At 43.5% G+C, this 16,391-nt stretch carries 15 protein-coding genes; 10 read left to right on the top strand and 5 right to left on the bottom strand.

Annotation, left to right across the window (positions count from 1 at the left end; all coding sequences use genetic code 11):
* Positions 1 to 205 precede the first annotated feature (205 nt).
* Complete coding sequence (locus tag RXV91_RS11620; RefSeq protein WP_316439980.1) at positions 206 to 1,372, bottom strand: hypothetical protein; 1,167 nt, start codon at positions 1,370 to 1,372, stop codon at positions 206 to 208.
* A gap of 799 nt (positions 1,373 to 2,171) precedes the next feature.
* On the opposite strand from RXV91_RS11620, the gene RXV91_RS11615 reads away from it, so the two are divergent.
* The 5 genes from RXV91_RS11615 (at position 2,172) to RXV91_RS11595 (ending at position 6,931) form a co-directional block, all read left to right on the top strand.
* Positions 2,172 to 2,987, top strand: a complete 816-nt coding sequence (locus RXV91_RS11615; protein WP_316439979.1) for an ABC transporter permease — start codon at positions 2,172 to 2,174, stop codon at positions 2,985 to 2,987.
* Between the two features lie 12 nt (positions 2,988 to 2,999).
* Positions 3,000 to 4,091, top strand: coding sequence for an ABC transporter ATP-binding protein (locus RXV91_RS11610; protein ID WP_316439978.1), 1,092 nt, complete (start codon positions 3,000 to 3,002; stop codon positions 4,089 to 4,091).
* Between the two features lie 321 nt (positions 4,092 to 4,412).
* Positions 4,413 to 4,550 (top strand): hypothetical protein, encoded by a 138-nt coding sequence (locus RXV91_RS11605; protein ID WP_316439977.1) that lies wholly within the window; start codon positions 4,413 to 4,415, stop codon positions 4,548 to 4,550.
* A 396-nt stretch (positions 4,551 to 4,946) separates the two neighbouring features.
* On the top strand, positions 4,947 to 5,489 hold the full coding sequence (locus RXV91_RS11600) for a helix-turn-helix transcriptional regulator (RefSeq protein WP_316439976.1): 543 nt from the start codon (positions 4,947 to 4,949) through the stop codon (positions 5,487 to 5,489).
* Positions 5,486 to 6,931, top strand: coding sequence for an MFS transporter (locus RXV91_RS11595; protein ID WP_316439975.1), 1,446 nt, complete (start codon positions 5,486 to 5,488; stop codon positions 6,929 to 6,931). Before RXV91_RS11600 ends, RXV91_RS11595 begins: the two co-directional genes overlap by 4 nt.
* 356 nt (positions 6,932 to 7,287) lie before the next feature.
* On the opposite strand, the gene RXV91_RS11590 is transcribed toward RXV91_RS11595, so the two are convergent.
* Positions 7,288 to 8,604 carry an ammonium transporter gene (locus RXV91_RS11590; RefSeq protein WP_316439974.1) on the bottom strand — a complete coding sequence of 439 codons (1,317 nt, stop codon included), beginning with the start codon at positions 8,602 to 8,604 and terminating at the stop codon, positions 7,288 to 7,290.
* A gap of 493 nt (positions 8,605 to 9,097) precedes the next feature.
* Here RXV91_RS11590 and RXV91_RS11585 point away from each other — a divergent pair, with 493 nt between their 5' ends.
* Complete coding sequence (locus RXV91_RS11585; protein WP_316439973.1) at positions 9,098 to 10,057, top strand: L-lactate dehydrogenase; 960 nt, start codon at positions 9,098 to 9,100, stop codon at positions 10,055 to 10,057.
* Between the two features lie 102 nt (positions 10,058 to 10,159).
* Positions 10,160 to 10,429: a hypothetical protein gene (locus tag RXV91_RS11580; RefSeq protein ID WP_033611301.1), complete on the top strand. Its 270-nt coding sequence runs from the start codon at positions 10,160 to 10,162 to the stop codon at positions 10,427 to 10,429.
* A 335-nt stretch (positions 10,430 to 10,764) separates the two neighbouring features.
* Here RXV91_RS11580 and RXV91_RS11575 read toward each other — a convergent pair whose 3' ends face one another.
* Positions 10,765 to 11,328, bottom strand: coding sequence for a M57 family metalloprotease (locus tag RXV91_RS11575; RefSeq protein WP_316439972.1), 564 nt, complete (start codon positions 11,326 to 11,328; stop codon positions 10,765 to 10,767).
* Between the two features lie 193 nt (positions 11,329 to 11,521).
* Here RXV91_RS11575 and rpiA point away from each other — a divergent pair, with 193 nt between their 5' ends.
* The 3 genes from rpiA to RXV91_RS11560 all read left to right on the top strand — a co-directional run bounded on the left by rpiA (position 11,522) and on the right by RXV91_RS11560 (position 14,470).
* Positions 11,522 to 12,190, top strand: a complete 669-nt coding sequence (rpiA, locus tag RXV91_RS11570) for a ribose 5-phosphate isomerase A (RefSeq protein WP_316439971.1) — start codon at positions 11,522 to 11,524, stop codon at positions 12,188 to 12,190.
* A gap of 159 nt (positions 12,191 to 12,349) precedes the next feature.
* Entirely contained in the window at positions 12,350 to 13,855 is a 1,506-nt protein-coding gene (locus RXV91_RS11565) for a multicopper oxidase domain-containing protein (RefSeq protein WP_316439970.1), read from the top strand.
* Positions 13,856 to 14,101: 246 nt separating this feature from the next.
* Entirely contained in the window at positions 14,102 to 14,470 is a 369-nt protein-coding gene (locus RXV91_RS11560; RefSeq protein ID WP_316439969.1) for a DUF1304 domain-containing protein, read from the top strand.
* Between the two features lie 104 nt (positions 14,471 to 14,574).
* On the opposite strand, the gene RXV91_RS11555 is transcribed toward RXV91_RS11560, so the two are convergent.
* Positions 14,575 to 15,084 carry a YbhB/YbcL family Raf kinase inhibitor-like protein gene (locus tag RXV91_RS11555; protein WP_316439968.1) on the bottom strand — a complete coding sequence of 170 codons (510 nt, stop codon included), beginning with the start codon at positions 15,082 to 15,084 and terminating at the stop codon, positions 14,575 to 14,577.
* A 30-nt stretch (positions 15,085 to 15,114) separates the two neighbouring features.
* Entirely contained in the window at positions 15,115 to 16,311 is a 1,197-nt protein-coding gene (locus RXV91_RS11550; RefSeq protein ID WP_316439967.1) for a DUF2075 domain-containing protein, read from the bottom strand.
* Positions 16,312 to 16,391 lie beyond the last annotated feature (80 nt).

The following is a 16,391-nucleotide window of genomic DNA, read 5'->3' as shown; positions in this document are numbered from 1 at the left end:
TTTTTAGTGGGGCGTTCATCGCTGGCACGGTTAGGTTAATGCCATTTTTGCGCCATTCTAAGTCGAACACCGTTGTTTTACAGCTTTAGGAGCCTTAGGGTTGCATCTGCATGTGACAATATATTGGACTAGATGATCATCAAGAATCGAAAAAATAGCACGACTGGCATGAATGCTAGTCGTGCTATTTAGAGTGTTGAAATTATTATAAGTTACCAGTACTCTTTAATCGTTTTTCTAATAGGTAAGCGTCCATGTACCCAAAAGATAATTCGACGACTTGATCGAGCTCAATCATCGTACCGACATGGTTGATCTGGTTATCATCATCTACATTGTAGAAAATGAAGTGACCATTAGTTAACGTTCCAGGGTAACCGGTCATAGTAGGAAGCATTGGGTTTTCGGTCGTAATGTGGACTAAATTATTGAAGGTTGCCGCTTGTCGTAATAACGACTCAAAAAGATCGGTTGTGGCGTCAAAGAGGCGTTCATCATTTAATACTGGCTGAACGTTTAACTCATATTGACGGTTCAGTTCGATAAACCCCCGCATGGTCTGCAAATAGTCCGACTGGGTCGTAACCGATTCAATCAGTGAACGACGGCAAAGGGTGTAGCCCCCAAATTGACCAGTCATGTCAATCAGATTAAGAAGGACACTGTCAGCATTCAACACGTTAATGAAGCCAACAAAAAACATATCAGAACCATCGGCTGACCGAATTGCAATCAGATGGTGTTCAGCCAAGGCAGTCTTTAAAGTAGTATCAATGTCATTAATATCGCTGACTTTGACAGTTGGTTGATGGGTGTGGGCCGTCTTAACAAAGGCGCTTTCCAATAAAAGTTCGTTACCACAAAATTCCAAAATTTGAATATCAGCCAATGAAATTTCTTGTTGTGCGTTATTTTTAAAATTAAATTTATCAAAGGTCGTGAACGTAATTGTTTGGTCAGTCATTTGTTGAACCTGGCCTTCAAGGTAGTTTTCGTTATCTTCTAAGACCAGTAGGACGATTTGTTGATCGGCCTTGGCCTGATCAATTAACTGTTTTAGGACTGGTCGTTGCTCATCTAGAGCGACTGTTGGTTGTGGTACACCATTTAACCCTTCGGTGGCAGCATTCTCCAGACGAAAAGCCATGTTATCAAGGTCTTCGCTCATCATTTCAACTTCATCAATGACGTCATAGCGCATGAAGACCGCGCCGTCTTGGAGCCCAGCATCATCGTAAGTATTTACGACAACGCCATCAGGTGCCAGACGATCGATGTAACCGGTGTAAACCACTTCGCTGTTGGCTTGATATAGGTTGATGAGGTGAACCTGTTGTGCGGCTAATTGTAAACTTTCAATTATTGAACTCATCGTGTCTAACCCCCTTAGTTAATGTTCCCTCATCATAGCACTTTTTGGTGTCAAGACGCTATTATAAGTCATTATTTAGCTGGTTTGTAAGTATGTTATGGCTAAGTGAGAGAACGGATGGATAGGAGGAGGCGTCCGGATGAGCACGTGTAATTCAAACGGTGGGTATCGGCAAGACTGGTCAGTTTTAGCTCACACGGTGAGTTAAGGGACAGCAGAAGTAAAGGGCTTATTCACATAGTTTTCGGAAAGAATTCTTGAAGGTAATTGAAAAATAAACTGATTTCAGAATTATCATTACTCAGATAATGGGCGCGTAAAATAGTCACTGTTCATGAAGTAGTGATTAAATCAGTAATAGAAAAGAATTACGTTATCCTCAAAAATTAGACTCGCGTTCTTTTAGGGTGGTTATCCGAATGCATAGCCTAAGCGTTTCTTTAAATATTTGTTGTGGTTCCTAATATAGGGCTCAGTCGACGCGTTCTTATTGTTCACTTATGGTTCTTTAATTGTAAATTTGGTTTTCTATCTGTTAAAACGTTATCGTCTAAAATAGCGCATGTCGTGTAGTTAAAACACTCGAAATAGTAAGGGCTTTCTTTGTTGTTAAAACAATGATGCCAAACGATAAGTGCCGGCTGATAAGAAGTAAATATTTAATAAAAAATGTTATTTTCGATGCTATTCGTCTAGTTTATCGTTATAATGTAAGCTGCGGTTCACCTTGACCGTAAATCTGTCATGACCTTTCAAGAGGCGCTTGATCGTGTTGCGACATACATTTAAGGAGTGCACTATGTTTACGATGTTTAAGACGATTGGCGATCAGTTCGCCAATTTCAAGATTATTCGGCGAATGGCGAAGTATGATGATCGGGCCACATACCAAAGCCATTACCTTGGGTTAGCGTGGGAATTTCTAAATCCACTGATTCAAATCGGAATTTATTACTTAGTATTCGGGGTCGCGTTAAAACGTGGCGATCCGATGCCGGGAATTCCGTATTTGCCATGGATGGTAGTTGGGATTGCACCATGGCTATACATGAACAAGACAACACTTGATGCGTCTTCTAGCATTTATCGTCAGGTTGGGCTAGTTTCCAAGATGAAATTCCCAGTCAACGTGTTACCGTCAATTAAGATTTACGGTAATTTATATAGCTTTTGGACGATGATTGCCTTCGGGATTTTCCTGATGTTTGTTAATGGAATTTGGCCCTCAATTGCATGGATTCAATTTATTTACTACTTTGGTTGCATGATTGTATTAATGTATTCACTTGGGATTTTTAACGCCACGGTCAGTGTTTTGATTCGTGACTGGCACATTACACTCCAATCCGTGTTACGGATGCTGTTTTACATGAGTGGGGTGCTGTTTAACTTTACAACGTCTAACTTCCCAGCTGTTTTTGTGCGCTTGCTAGAACTAAATCCGTTCTACTATGTGCTTAACGGGATGCGGGAATCATTACTTAATCGTGGTTGGATCTGGCAACAGCCCAACGTTACGCTGACAATTGTCTTTTGGCTTTTCAATCTCGTTGTGATTCTAACTGGAACGTATCTCTATAACAAGTTCCGTTCGAACTTTGTGGATTTGATTTAGGAGGCGGAACTGATGGAAAATCAATATAAGGTTGAATTGCATAATGTCACTAAAGAATATGATTTATATCGCAGTAATAATGATAAGTTAAAACACTTTTTTAACATTGGTAATGTTGATGTCCCAAGGTTCTGGTCACTTAAAGGAGTTAGCCTGAACGTTAAACCGGGCGAAGCACTAGGAATTATCGGAATCAACGGTTCCGGTAAGTCAACGATTTCGAATATTATCTCAGGAATCATTCCTCAAACGACTGGGACGGTGGATGTGCATGGTGATACGTCCATTATTTCAATCGGTGCCGGATTAAAGTGGAATTTGACCGGTGATGAAAACATTCGGTTGAAAGGACTCATGCAAGGATTGAGTATTAAAGAAATCCAAGCCGTTCGTGACGATATTGTTGACTTTGCGGACATTGGTGATTTTATTGGTCAACCAGTTAAGGATTATTCGACTGGGATGCGATCACGATTGGGTTTTGCGATTGCGGTGCATATTAATCCCGATATCATGATTATTGATGAAGCATTGTCGGTTGGTGATGATACCTTCTATCAAAAATGTGTGGATAAGATTATGGAATTCAAGAAGCAAGGGAAGACCATTATCTTTGTCAGCCATAATTTACGGCAAGTGGAATTGCTTTGTGACCGGGTCGCTTGGATGCACTTTGGGGATCTTTTAGAAGTCGGCGAGACCAAGGAAACTGTTGATCATTACCGGAAATTTTCTAAGGACTTCAAAGCGCAAACGGCGGCTTATCGTAAGAAGTATCAGGTCGGTAAGAAGAAGGAACAAGCGGACTTTGATATTGCCGCTTATGAACGACAACTAGTTGAAGAAAAGGCTAAGGATAGCGATAAAAGTAAGCAGGCGGTTAGCCGCCAAGTTCATCGGACGCTATACAAGCAAATTCTGCCAGAAAAGATGACGATTGCAACTAAGCTCGTCATGTTAGTGGCAATTGTCTTATTCCTATTCTTTGCGCTAGTTAACGTTTCAGGTCACTCGGTTACTTCAGCGATTGAGAATCCGACAGTACTGTTACATCCAGTCAATCATTATATTAAAAGTCAGTCGGTCTTATTCAATAGTAAGTGATGGCGGCAGGTTAGTGGTTGCATTAAGTTAACATTAATATCGATGGGTGATTGCGATGGCAATCACCCATTTTTTGCGTGAATTCAAGACGGCTTTGGTTGGAGTAAAGTACAACACAGCGTCGCGCGTTATTCGGACTGGGGGGACGCTGATACTGTGATTTGAGGGGACGAACTTGGGCTGACCGTACTACCGATTTGAAAGGAAAACGTCTAAACTTCAATGAACAATTTATGAGTTGATTGCGGGTTAAATGACGCTTGATTTTTTGCGGTATTTCAACAAGCAAATTATATTAATTATAATCATTAGGTTATTTTTATGGAGCATAAAAGGGGGCATATCATGGATATGCCACTATTCTTCAATGTTGTCGCCTATGTGTTATTAATATTGGTATTACAATATATCAAATTCAAATTTCCAGACAGTGCCTTTATCCGTTTCTTTCAAAAATAAGGGTGGTGGTTAATTGGGCTATGTTTTGTCGCAATACTGGTGATTTTGGCTGGGCCGCAATTTCAGAGCCCCCTTAATGCGTTAGATGTACCGGTTATTGGGGTCATGTTAGTATTCGGGTACTTCTTTATTAAAGATAAAAAATCGAAACATAAGTGACTATTAAATGAGATAGCGCCTCAAGCGATGATGTCGTCCTGGGAGGTGCTATTTTTTTGCAAAAAAATCGATTTGAGAAGCGCTGATGGTTAGTCGTCCTTTTTGGCAATTAAGCTAGCGTTGAACGTGAACTGGGTTATTCGGTAACGAATGGGCATCATTAAAAAATCAGTTTAACCCCTTGTAATATATCTAAAAGATATATATACTTAATAACGCGAAAGATTGGTGAATGTAATGTATGAATTATTTGTTTTAGGACAATTGATGGATCATCCGATGACGGGCTACCAGTTACGTAAAGCGCTGGTAAACGTAGTCGGTTCAGAATTAACCATTAGTTTTGGTGCGTTGTACCCGTTGCTAGATAAGTTGGCGGCGGCTGAGAAATTAACGCTGGCGTTTAAACGGACGACTAATAAACGACCGCAAAAATTGGCCACGATAACGGCAACTGGCCGAACTCGATTTTGGCAGTTAGTCATGACACCAGTCGCACTTAATAAGCAAACTCAGTTGACGTTTCAAATGAAGCTAAATTTTTTACATTTATTAAGTCGGGATCAGCAGCAAGTGATTTTGTTGGATTTTCAGCAATTTGCACAGGGGCAGGTTGAACGGCTGACGATGCAACACGAACGAGTGATGAATAATACCCACATGCTTGCGGCTGATATTCAAGATGCGTTGATGGTCAATACTTTACAACGGGTACGGGCCCAAGCGCAATTAGACTGGCTTACTAGCCAGTTGGGTAATAGAGGGGAAGTTAAAAGATGAAAGCAATGTCGTTTGCAACCAATCCACAAATTCAAAAGCATCGCTGGTGGATACTGGTTGCAGTCTGTTTATTTACGTTCATGTCAACGCTAGATGGGAGTATTGTGAACATTGCCTTGCCAGTAATGAGTAAGGATCTAGCGATTCCAATGAACCAGGCGGAATGGGTCGTCTCGATTTATTTGATTGTGATTTGTGCGTTATTGCTATTATTTGGTAAATTAGGTGATATTTACGGTAAAATTCGAGTGTTCAAAATTGGATCCTTACTATTCATCATTGGATCGTTATTGTCTGGATTCAGTGTTGGATTGCCATTTCTACTAGTTGCACGCAGTATTCAAGCGATTGGGGCAGCCATGACGATGAGTACAAATAATGGGATTATTACCGAAGTATTCCCGTTCAAGGAACGTGGTCGGGCGCTCGGGATGATTGGTTCATTCGTTGCTTTGGGCAGCATTGCCGGTCCGGGCATCGGTGGTCTGATTCTAGCTCATCTGAGCTGGGGGTATATTTTCTGGATCAACGTTCCAGTGGGGATTTTGGCGATGATTTTAGGCGCAATGATTTTACCGAAAGACGTTACGACAACACAACAACCATTGGATAAGACCGGGGCGGGGTTATTTGCCGTACTCATGGTTGCACTATTTGCAGGTGTGTTTATCGGGCAACAGATTGGGTTCTTGCAGCCGGTTATCTTAGCTTTATTTGCAGTGGCAATTGTGACGCTGATTATTTTTGTTCGCGTCGAGTTACGCCATGAAAACCCGCTGCTAGCGCTACAATTATTTAAGAATGCCCGTTTTAGCATTAGTATCTTATGTGCGTTATTAATTTTTATTGCGAACTTTTTCTTTAACGTGATTGCCCCGTTTTATTTAGAAAATGCTCGGGGTCTAGCGGCAAACTACGCGGGCTACGCCTTGATGGTATTCCCAATTGTACAAGTGGTGGTCGCCCCGATTGCTGGGACGATTTCTGATAAAATTGGTCCAGAACTGCTGACGTTCGTCGGGTTGGTCTTGATCTCAATCAGTCAAGTGGGCTACATGGTCGTTGGGTTAGCCACGCCGCTTTGGTTCTTCCTGCTATTCGTCGGCTTGGTTGGATTTGGTAATGGAATCTTCATGGCACCTAATAATTCGATTGTTATGAGTTCAGTGGCAGTTAAGGAGTTAGGCGTTGCTGGTGGGATTAACGCGTTAGCCCGTGAATTAGGCATGATTGTTGGAATTTCGGTTGCGACGACCGTGCTGTATTCGGCAATGAGTCAATCAGCGGGATATAAAGTCACGTCATACCTGCCGGCGCACCCGGAGATCTTCATTAATGGCATGCACATTGCGTTTATGGTCTCATTAGGGATTTGTTTAGTTGCGACTGTTATTACCGGTGTTCGGTTGTTAAAGCGCCGACGTACAATACTTGCTAAGTAAAAATTAGCGAGTTGAAAAAACGTGTTGCGAGAGATCTGAAATGATTTCTCGCAACACGTTTTTGCGTTACCTGTTACCGCGCACCTGCTGTTGTTGATTGGTGGAATCAGATATGGTTGAATTGGGCTTGTTTAAAAAAAGCAAGACGGCCAGTTTAAGCTTACTGTAAAAAATCGGATTAGCGACGTTATGACACCAAACTCGCCGCTTAAAGCCCTAGCTAGACAATCCTTAGTTTCGCTCCGTCTGAACCCCACACGCTTGTGGTGCTGCGCATTGGTAGAAACGGGAGGTCGGAGGGGACGACCAGCGCTGACGAGCAGGAATCCAACTGCTGGGTTCGCCCATGATTTCAGTTACCGGAATCGTTGTTGCTTATCTAGCAGTTGGGCTAACTGACCACGGAATTCATCACTGTGATGTTGAATGTTCGTCAAGTCGTGGCTCATTTGAACCGTGTAGTCAGCGACCTCGCCGTGTTCACCTTGATCGAGTCCGAGTTCTTCTTCTTGTTCGTCAACCCGCATTCTGATAACCCGCTTCAACAATACGATAATAACGATGCAGACGAGGGTAGTAAAGACAATGGTAAAGGCCGTTGCAAGTAGTTGTAGTCCAAATAACCTAACCCCCCCACCGTAGAAAAGACCGTTCAGAGAAATCGTATTGTTAACGGCCTTGCTTGCAAATAAACCGGTCATGATACTGCCAATCATGCCGGAAACGCCGTGGCAACCAAAGGCATCGAGTGCATCGTCAATTCCTAAGCGTGGTTTGATAAACGTAATGAAGCCATAACTAGTTAATGTGGCAATGAGGCCAATCCAAAAGGCACCAGAGATAGTCACGTAGCCGCAAGCCGGCGTAATCGCAACGAGACCACAAAGGGTTCCTGTGCAGACACCGACTAGGGTTGGCTTGCCTTTCGTTAGCATGTCAACGACCATCCACGTCATCATGGAAGTCGCGGTAGCAACGGTTGTGGTTAAGAAGGCTTGGATGGCAATGTCATTCATAGCGAGTGCCGAGCCGGCGTTGAAGCCATACCAGCCAATCCATAAAATAGCGGTACCTAGTAATACCCATAAAATGTTGTAATGTTGGGTCGCGTCTTTGCCATACTTGTGGCGAGCACCTAAGAAGGCTGACAAGACTAGGGCGGTGATACCAGCATTGATGTGGACGACGGTGCCGCCCGCAAAGTCGATAACACCGAGTTTAGCTAATAGGCCGTTATCCCAAACCATATGAACCATTGGATAATAGATGAGTAGTGACCAGAAGATGATGAAGGTTAGCAAGAACTTAAACCGAATGCGACCAACTACAGCGCCAACGAATAATGCTGGTGTGATGATAGCGAACATCATTTGAAAGATGAGATACAAACCGTTGGGGATTTTAGTCGCAGTGAGAGCGGTTAAGTCCACACCGTGCAACCAAGTAGCTTTTAGATTACCGACAATACCGCCAAGGTCGCCGGAAAAAGATAGTGAATAGCCAAATGCGAGCCATAACAGAATTGCTAGCCCACAAATCATGAAGACAGATAACATGGTGTTAACGACGTTTCGTTTGGAAACTAAACCACCGTAGAAAAAAGCTAATCCTGGTGTCATGAATAATACCAATATACTAGATAAAACTAAAAACGTTGAATTTGCAGCGTTCATACTCCCAACCCCTATCCATACCATTTGATGTTAGAAATTATAACATTGATTATTGAGTGACGCACTCTTTTTTTATATTTAGGTTAAATACCAAACTTACAATTGCCCTTTATAGCGATTGTGAAGATATTAATGTCATGTTTTGTGACGTGTGATTTGACTAATGGTGTAAGCTAGCTGATTGCGAATGATTATTAAAGTCAGTCTTGGTGTACTAATAAGGGGTATTTGCAGTCAACTGCTAACGTTAGTCAATTAGTTTGGTAATGAAAACAATTAGCAAACTAGCCGTTACTGATTAATTATCTTAAATAAAATAGGCTTGAAAGTAATGAAATTAGCGTTTTTTTCTTAACATAATAATGATATGAAAGTTGAGGCGCTTTCAGTAGTTGACCATTGTTAATACGAGCAGTAAGGTTATCATCACATAAATTAAAAGATGATGAGAATATTACATAACATCTTAATAATTAAAACGGAGGATTAGCTTATGCGAAAATATGCGATTATTGGGGTCGGACACGTTGGGGCGACCATTGCCTATACATTAGTTTGTAAAGGAATTGCGGATGAATTAGTCTTGATTGATACTAATGCGGCTAAGGCTCGTGCGGAACAATTAGATTTACAAGATGCGCAGGCACGATTAGACAGTCGCACGATTATTAAGATTAATGATTATAATGAATTAGACGATACGGATATTCTGTTTGTTACTAGTGGAAACATTCATGCGTTAGACCATGCTTCGGGTAACCGGTGGGCGGAATTTGAGTATACCAAGCAAATTGTTCAAGATATTGCTCCGAAAGTTAAAGCCACGAAGTTTAATGGGGTGGTCATCGATACGATGAATCCGTGTGATGCCATTACTCATTATTTCCAACGGGCAACAGGGTTGTCACGTCAACAGGTCTTTGGAACGGGGACTTTTTTGGATACAGCCCGCATGCAAAAAGTCGTTGCGGAAGTATTCGACTGTGATCCGAAAAATATTAGTGGTTATGTTTATGGCGAACACGGGGAATCGCAATTCAGTGCGTGGTCAACGGTTCAAGTTAATGGGATTCCAATTACATCCTTGGTTGATCAGTACCACTTAGACTTGGATGCGTTAGAAGCCGCTGCTCGTCATGGTGGTTGGGCTGTTCATTCCGGTAAGGGTTACACCAGTTTTGCCATCGCGACTTGTGCAGTTAAGTTAAGTGAGGCGGTCTTTGCGAATGCTCGCTTGGCATGTCCGGTGTCGGCGTACAGTGAGACTTTTAAAACTTACGTGGGCCAACCAGCAATCATTGGCAAAGATGGGGTTGAGAGTGTAACTACTTTGGCTCTGACTGCGGCGGAACAAGCTAAATTCCGCAATTCAGCGGATACGATTATTGAGAAGTTCCACGCCTTTGATGATGTTTTGAGTGCTCAGTCAGTACAAAAACGGCAACAAGCTTAAAAAGTGACGGTTGTTAATGGTTTCGTTTGGCATATTTCTACCAAAATGTTAAAATTTTACTAAGCAGAACGTTGACTGCATTAACTATATGGTGGGATGAATATGCGCCGACAATTAACGAACCGGCAACGGTGGCTAGTGATTGTAATTGCGACGATCCTAGGAGTAGGCTGTGCCTTGCTAGGTCAATGGGGCCAGTTATTCGGGGTCATCGCGGCAACGCTTGCACTGATGTTGTTAACCAGTGGTTGTTTGACTTTTTGTCATCGTCGCGGGTGGCAACCTGGGAGCGGAATGTTGCTAGCATTAGTCACGGCTACAGGGTATGTATTAGTTATTTTAGGAAGCTACGGCTATTTACTACACAGCTAAGCGAAACACTTTGGTCTGGGGACACCCAAACCAAAGTGTTTTTTTAGTGTCTATCAGGTGAGTGTTGGGCGAAGCAGCTGAACTGTGGTGTTAGGCTTGAAGCCTAATGCCTGGCATACGAGTGGTGTGGTGCTAAAAAAGATATTGGTAAGGTTAATGGACATTTATTTAATCAGCTCACTGGGGGTGACCATTTTTCAAAACAAGTCCAAAAACACTAAAAAAGGTCGTGATTCGTCATCGCGACCTTCCTGGGCATAACGTTGATTGTGTTAACCAAAGTGGGGTCGCTATACCCAAGGCATTAATGGCAAACCTGTATCTAAAACTTTGCCCTATAGTCGGCCGACTGGCAAACGGTAACGGATGCGGACGGCCGCACTATCAGCTGTGCTAATGCCGTTATAACGATTGTCAGCTAACATGACACTGTGGCGATCATGGCTATGCTCTAGGCCGATGGTGTGTCCTAGTTCATGCTCGGCCACATGGACTTGATCTGAATAAGAATAGTGGTAGAGCGCGAAGTTACGGGTCAACAAGTAAACCTGCGCTTTTGTGTAGTAGCCGTTGGTATAACCAGTTGAAAAAGTAATTCCTGCCAGCCGATAGTATTGACCGCGCGTAGCAGAACTAGTCCCTAGTGTTACTTGATGGTGAGCAGTGGTTCCCGGAACAAATTTGAACTGCCCGGTTGCGTTCCAAGCATGAATAGCAGCTTGATAGACGTGACGATTGTATGCCGAGGCTTGAATGACATAAGTGACTTGTGCGTGTGGCCACCGACTACGTGAAAAAGGTGTGGCAATTGTTTTAGCGTTAGCAATCGGGGTCAAAGCAATCCCGATAATGACGGTTAATATTGTCAGGCCTAACTTAACACTGCATTTATTCTTCATTGTTGTAACCCTCTTTTCCCCAAAAACGAAGGTTGCCATCAATAATTATATTTTAAAACGTTGTTAAGAAAGAAGGTGACCCACAAGCTTGAAATGATGTGAAAATATCGTTTTTTTGCTAACAATGAAGTTAGTTAAATAGGCTATCGCGTGCTATGATGAAAGCATCTTATGATGATGGAAGGAATTTGATATGACGATTAAACAGTCAATCGTACAACAAGCCTTAACATTGATTAAACCACAGATGGTTGTTGGCTTTGGTGGCGGAACAACGGTTGGTGAACTGGTCAAAGAGGCCGCTAACTACGTGAATGAGATTACGGTCGTGACCCCGTCACCAACGACTCGCCAGTTAGCAACAGTGCTGGGATATACCGTGGTTGATACTGCTTATTGTGATCGGGTTGATATTGCTTTTGACGGCTGTGATCAATTAGATCATCACGGTAATGCGCTCAAAAGTGGCGGTGGGATTCATGCCAATGAGAAGATTATTGCCAGTTTGGCGGATGAATATTGGTTACTAACGTTGCAAGACCGGTTAGTCGATCAATTTGACATTAAGACGCCGTTAGTTTTAGAGGTCTTACCAGCCGCGTTGTCATTGGTCATGCGGACGGTGAGTGATCTTGGCGGTCAGGCGACGCTGCGGACAGCTGATAATCGGGATGGCTTCACGTTAACTGATAATGGTAATTTGTTGGTTGATTGCCATTTTCCAACATATACTAAGCTCGCGGCCCTAAATGCTGAATTAGCAACTTTGGCTGGCGTTGTTGAAACGAGCTATTTTGATCACTTGGTGACGAATGCTTGGTTGGGCGATGCGGCCACGAATACGGTCAAAGCGCTATTTTAAGTGTCATCAGGGACGACGCGTTTACCCTAATGGCAAGAAAATGAATGCTGAAATCCCGTTTGACACTTCTTTAAAATAATTCTAAACTGAAGGTGGCGTATTAAAGCGTCACCATTTTTTTGAATCTAAGTTATTTTAAATATTTAAGGGGATGTCAACATGGCAAAAAAAGTCTATACTGATTATTTTTTTGATGAACCTGCTTACAATACACATGACGGTGGCTATATTCCACTAGTCACGCCAAAAGTCGATCCACAGCCATTAGCGATTCCAACGCTATTGAAGCCGGACCGCCAAACGGATACGGATGACTATTACACCGTTACGGCGCAAGAAAGCGAAACTCAGTTTTTACCTGGTAAGAAGACTAAAACGTGGGGCTATAATGCGGGCTTTCTAGGTCAAACCATCGTCTTCCGTAATGGTAAGCAGACCCATATTGACTTGGAAAATAAACTCCCAGAATTGACGACTTTCCATTGGCATGGCTTGAACGTGCCAGGGCCAATTACCGATGGTGGCTGCCACGCACCGGTCTATCCCGGTGAAACAAATCACATTGATTTTAAAGTACACCAACCAGCTGCAACGACGTGGTTACATGCTCATCCGTGCCCATCGACTGCGACGCAGGTCTGGAAAGGTCTAGCAACGATGGTGATTATTAAGGATGACGTTGAAGACCAGTTACCGTTACCACGTAATTATGGTGTGGATGATATTCCGTTGGTATTACAAGACCGTGAATTCCACGATGACAATCAATTTGATTATCGTGCGGATTATGATCCAGATGGTGTTCAAGGGCATACGGCGTTAGTTAACGGGACGGTCAACCCATATTTTGATGTGACGACGCAGCGGGTGCGGCTACGAATCTTGGATGGGTCGAACCGGCGCGAATGGCGTCTGCACTTCAATGACGATTTGGAATTTGCGCAAGTCGCTTCCGATGGTGGCATTTTGCCGACACCGGTTTATATGACCAAAGTGATGATGACCTGTGCGGAACGGGACGAAATTGTCGTTGATTTCGGTCAGTATCAACCAGGTGATGAAGTCACGCTGATGACCGATGACACGCCACTATGTCGTTTTCGGATCAAATCGTTCGTGCCAGATGATACGCAACTACCAGAGCATTTAGTTGATATTCCTGATGAAACGCCAACACCGGACTTACCTGTTCGCACAATCACGATGGACGGGATGGATGATGAAGTCGCGCTGGATGGTAAGAAATTCGATATGAGTCGCATCGACGCTCGGCAGAAAGTTGGGGATGTCGCCATTTGGGAAATTCGTAACACTAACAGTACTGAAAACGGCATGGTTCATCCATTCCACGTTCATGGGACTCAGTTTAGAGTTTTGGCACGGAATGATGGTCCGGTTTATCCTAATGAACATGGGTTGAAGGATACGGTCGGTGTCAACCCTGGCGAAACGGTGCGGATCAAGGTTAAATTTGAGCTGACAGGGGTTTACATGTATCACTGCCATATCATCGAACATGAAGATGGTGGTATGATGGCCCAGATTGAATCATATGATCCACAACACCCACAAACTTATCATTTAATGGATATGGACACCTTACGGAATGCTTTTGCGAAGGAACAAGGCATCAAGCCCGAAGATGTTTGGATGCCTGGTATGTAAGTGTAGATTAAGCTAATTTAGTAATGAGATGTGAATAAAGTCCGGTTGCAACCAGCAAGTTATCTGCTTGGTCGTAGCCGGGCTTTATCATTTAAAAGCACCTCTAAAAGCACCTCGAATTTACCATGTTTTAATCATGATTTGTGACGAATTAGCTCGTATAAAGACAAGTAAGTCTGTATTTCTACAGTTTAGGCGCAGTAACTGGTACAATTCAAGTAAGGATCGAAAAAGGAGGGGATTAGGATGCACGTTGCAGCAATGATTATGGCGATCTTGGTTGCCGTTGAACATTTATTTATTTTGTGGCTGGAAATGTTTAATGCGGATAGTGAAATGGCCGCAAAAGCGTTTGGAATTCCACGGCAAACGCTACAGTCGCCGTCAGTACAATTATTGTTTAAAAATCAAGGGTTATATAACGGTTTCTTGGCCGTCGGTATTTTATACAGCTTGTTTGTGATTCCGGCCGTCGCGAGCGCCGGTGCAACCCTGTTTTTCTTAGCCTGTGTGATGGTTGCCGCGATTTATGGTAGTATTACTGTCAGTCGCGCGATCGTCGTGATTCAAGGGCTACCGGCATTAATTGCGTTTATTCTGATGTGTTTTGCTTAGCCGGTTCTTTGAAGTAATGCCATTATATTAGTGTTAATAAAAAACGTTGCTACGTGATTCTGTAGCAACGTTTTTGGTTGTTTAAGCTATCCTGGCAGATTGGATTACACTTTGCCAATGACCGTCGTTTTAGCAGTTGCTAGCACGTGACCGGCAATGGCATCATGAAATTCGTTGAGCCAGTATCCAGGTTGGAGGTCTAACTCAGTATCAAGTGCAAATAGTTTAAATGAATAACGATGATCCTTGTCAGGCGGATACGGGCCGACGTAGTGTTGGCTAACTTTCGGATCAGTCTCGTGAACATAGGCGCCTGCTGTGGAATTATTACCTTGGACCATCGGAATAGCACCGGTCTGACTGGCATTTTCAGGGATGTGGGTCGTGGTTGCCGGTAAATTGGCGGCAATCCAATGAATCCAGGTGAAGCCACCTACCGGAATCGCATCGTGGTCAACGAAAGTGAACGCCAGTGAATGGGTGCCAGCTGGCACATCACTAATGTCAACGGGAAACGAGATGATGGGGTGGCCCTTATACGTTTGGGCAACGGCCGCTTGTTTGGAATAGGTGGCTGCAATGGCGCCATTGATGGTCGGAATTGATAGTTGCATTGCAAATCCCTCCTCGTGTAATTAGTCTTATTATAACGCTAATAGTCGCTGGCGTAGTGCTGGGTCAACCGCATAAATATAAAGCCCATAACGACCACGTTTCATCAAGACGTTGATTGAGTTAAAGATAATCTGCTGTTTAAGGGGGCGCAGATTGCCTAAGTCTGTCCGGTTTTTGAATGCTTCTTGATCTTCATAGCGTTCAGGGCGAACGACAATCTGATCATGGTCTTCATCATAGCCCACAGAAGGGCCGAGAATGACCCCCGCATAATTCAAATCAAATCCTTGAATGGTATAAATAGAACCAACTTCATTCAGTGTCTCAGGTCGTAAGGCCCAAGGATCATCAGTTAAGTTGACTTTATCCCACGGAAGCTTCAATTGTCCGGCCGTCACGTACCAAGTGCCATGATTAACGACGTACGGGAAGTCAGCGGTCGCCACCATCCGAGCGAGTCCATACTGCTGATCGCGTTGTTTGATCAGGTCGTATAAGGGTTGCCCGTCATCAAAAAAGCGTAGATCAAAGTTATCGCTAACAGGTTTTGGTTGCAATTGGCCACGGGTAAAACCATCGATCCAGTCAACAACATCGGCGCCACCAGTGACCCGGAATTGCTCATCTAAGTTGTAGGTCGCGTGCGGGTACTGGTCTAAAAATGGCTTGAGATCGTTGCTGTGCCAGTAGCTCTTTAACTTCAAGACTTGACGGGTGTCGAAGACGAGGACAACGACACGACTATGATTGATCAGTTCCGTTAACTGGTTGTGACCAGTAAAGCGATTGTAGCGGTCCGGTTGCGTGAGTAAGAGGTGTGCTTCGTCGATAAAAACAACGTCTGCTTGCCGGTGGTCTTTTGCCAACCGGTTGATCAACGGAGTGGGCTTTTGGAAGTCTTTTTTGCGCAAGACGGGATCTTCACCAGCTAAGCGCTTATAAATTTTGAGCATTTCATTGTGATTGACGACGAGATAGTTGTCAGTGGCCTGCAAATCGTTTGGTGTCATGCTACGATTGAGGGTTTGTAGCCGAGCAAACGCGGCGGCTAATACGGCACTCTTGCCAGTTCCCGCATCACCATGAATCACGAAGAGACTCGGCTGTTTTTGCTGGCGATGGGTGCGGATAAAAGTTAATAGTTGGTTCTCTAATACTTGTTGTGCCGGTGACAACGCGGCTTGATCATTTAGCTTGAACGTTGCGGCACTGATTGTAGATGACATATTTTTCACTCCCAATCATTATTATACCTGCATGTTGGTGTTAATTGAAATGTGAGTTATTACAGTTGGTGGTAGAATAG

Source organism: Lactiplantibacillus sp. DA1, from assembly GCF_032681335.1.
GTDB lineage: Bacteria > Bacillota > Bacilli > Lactobacillales > Lactobacillaceae > Lactiplantibacillus.
Note: the sequence above shows the minus strand (reverse complement) of the source record. Positions and strands in the feature narration are given on the sequence as shown.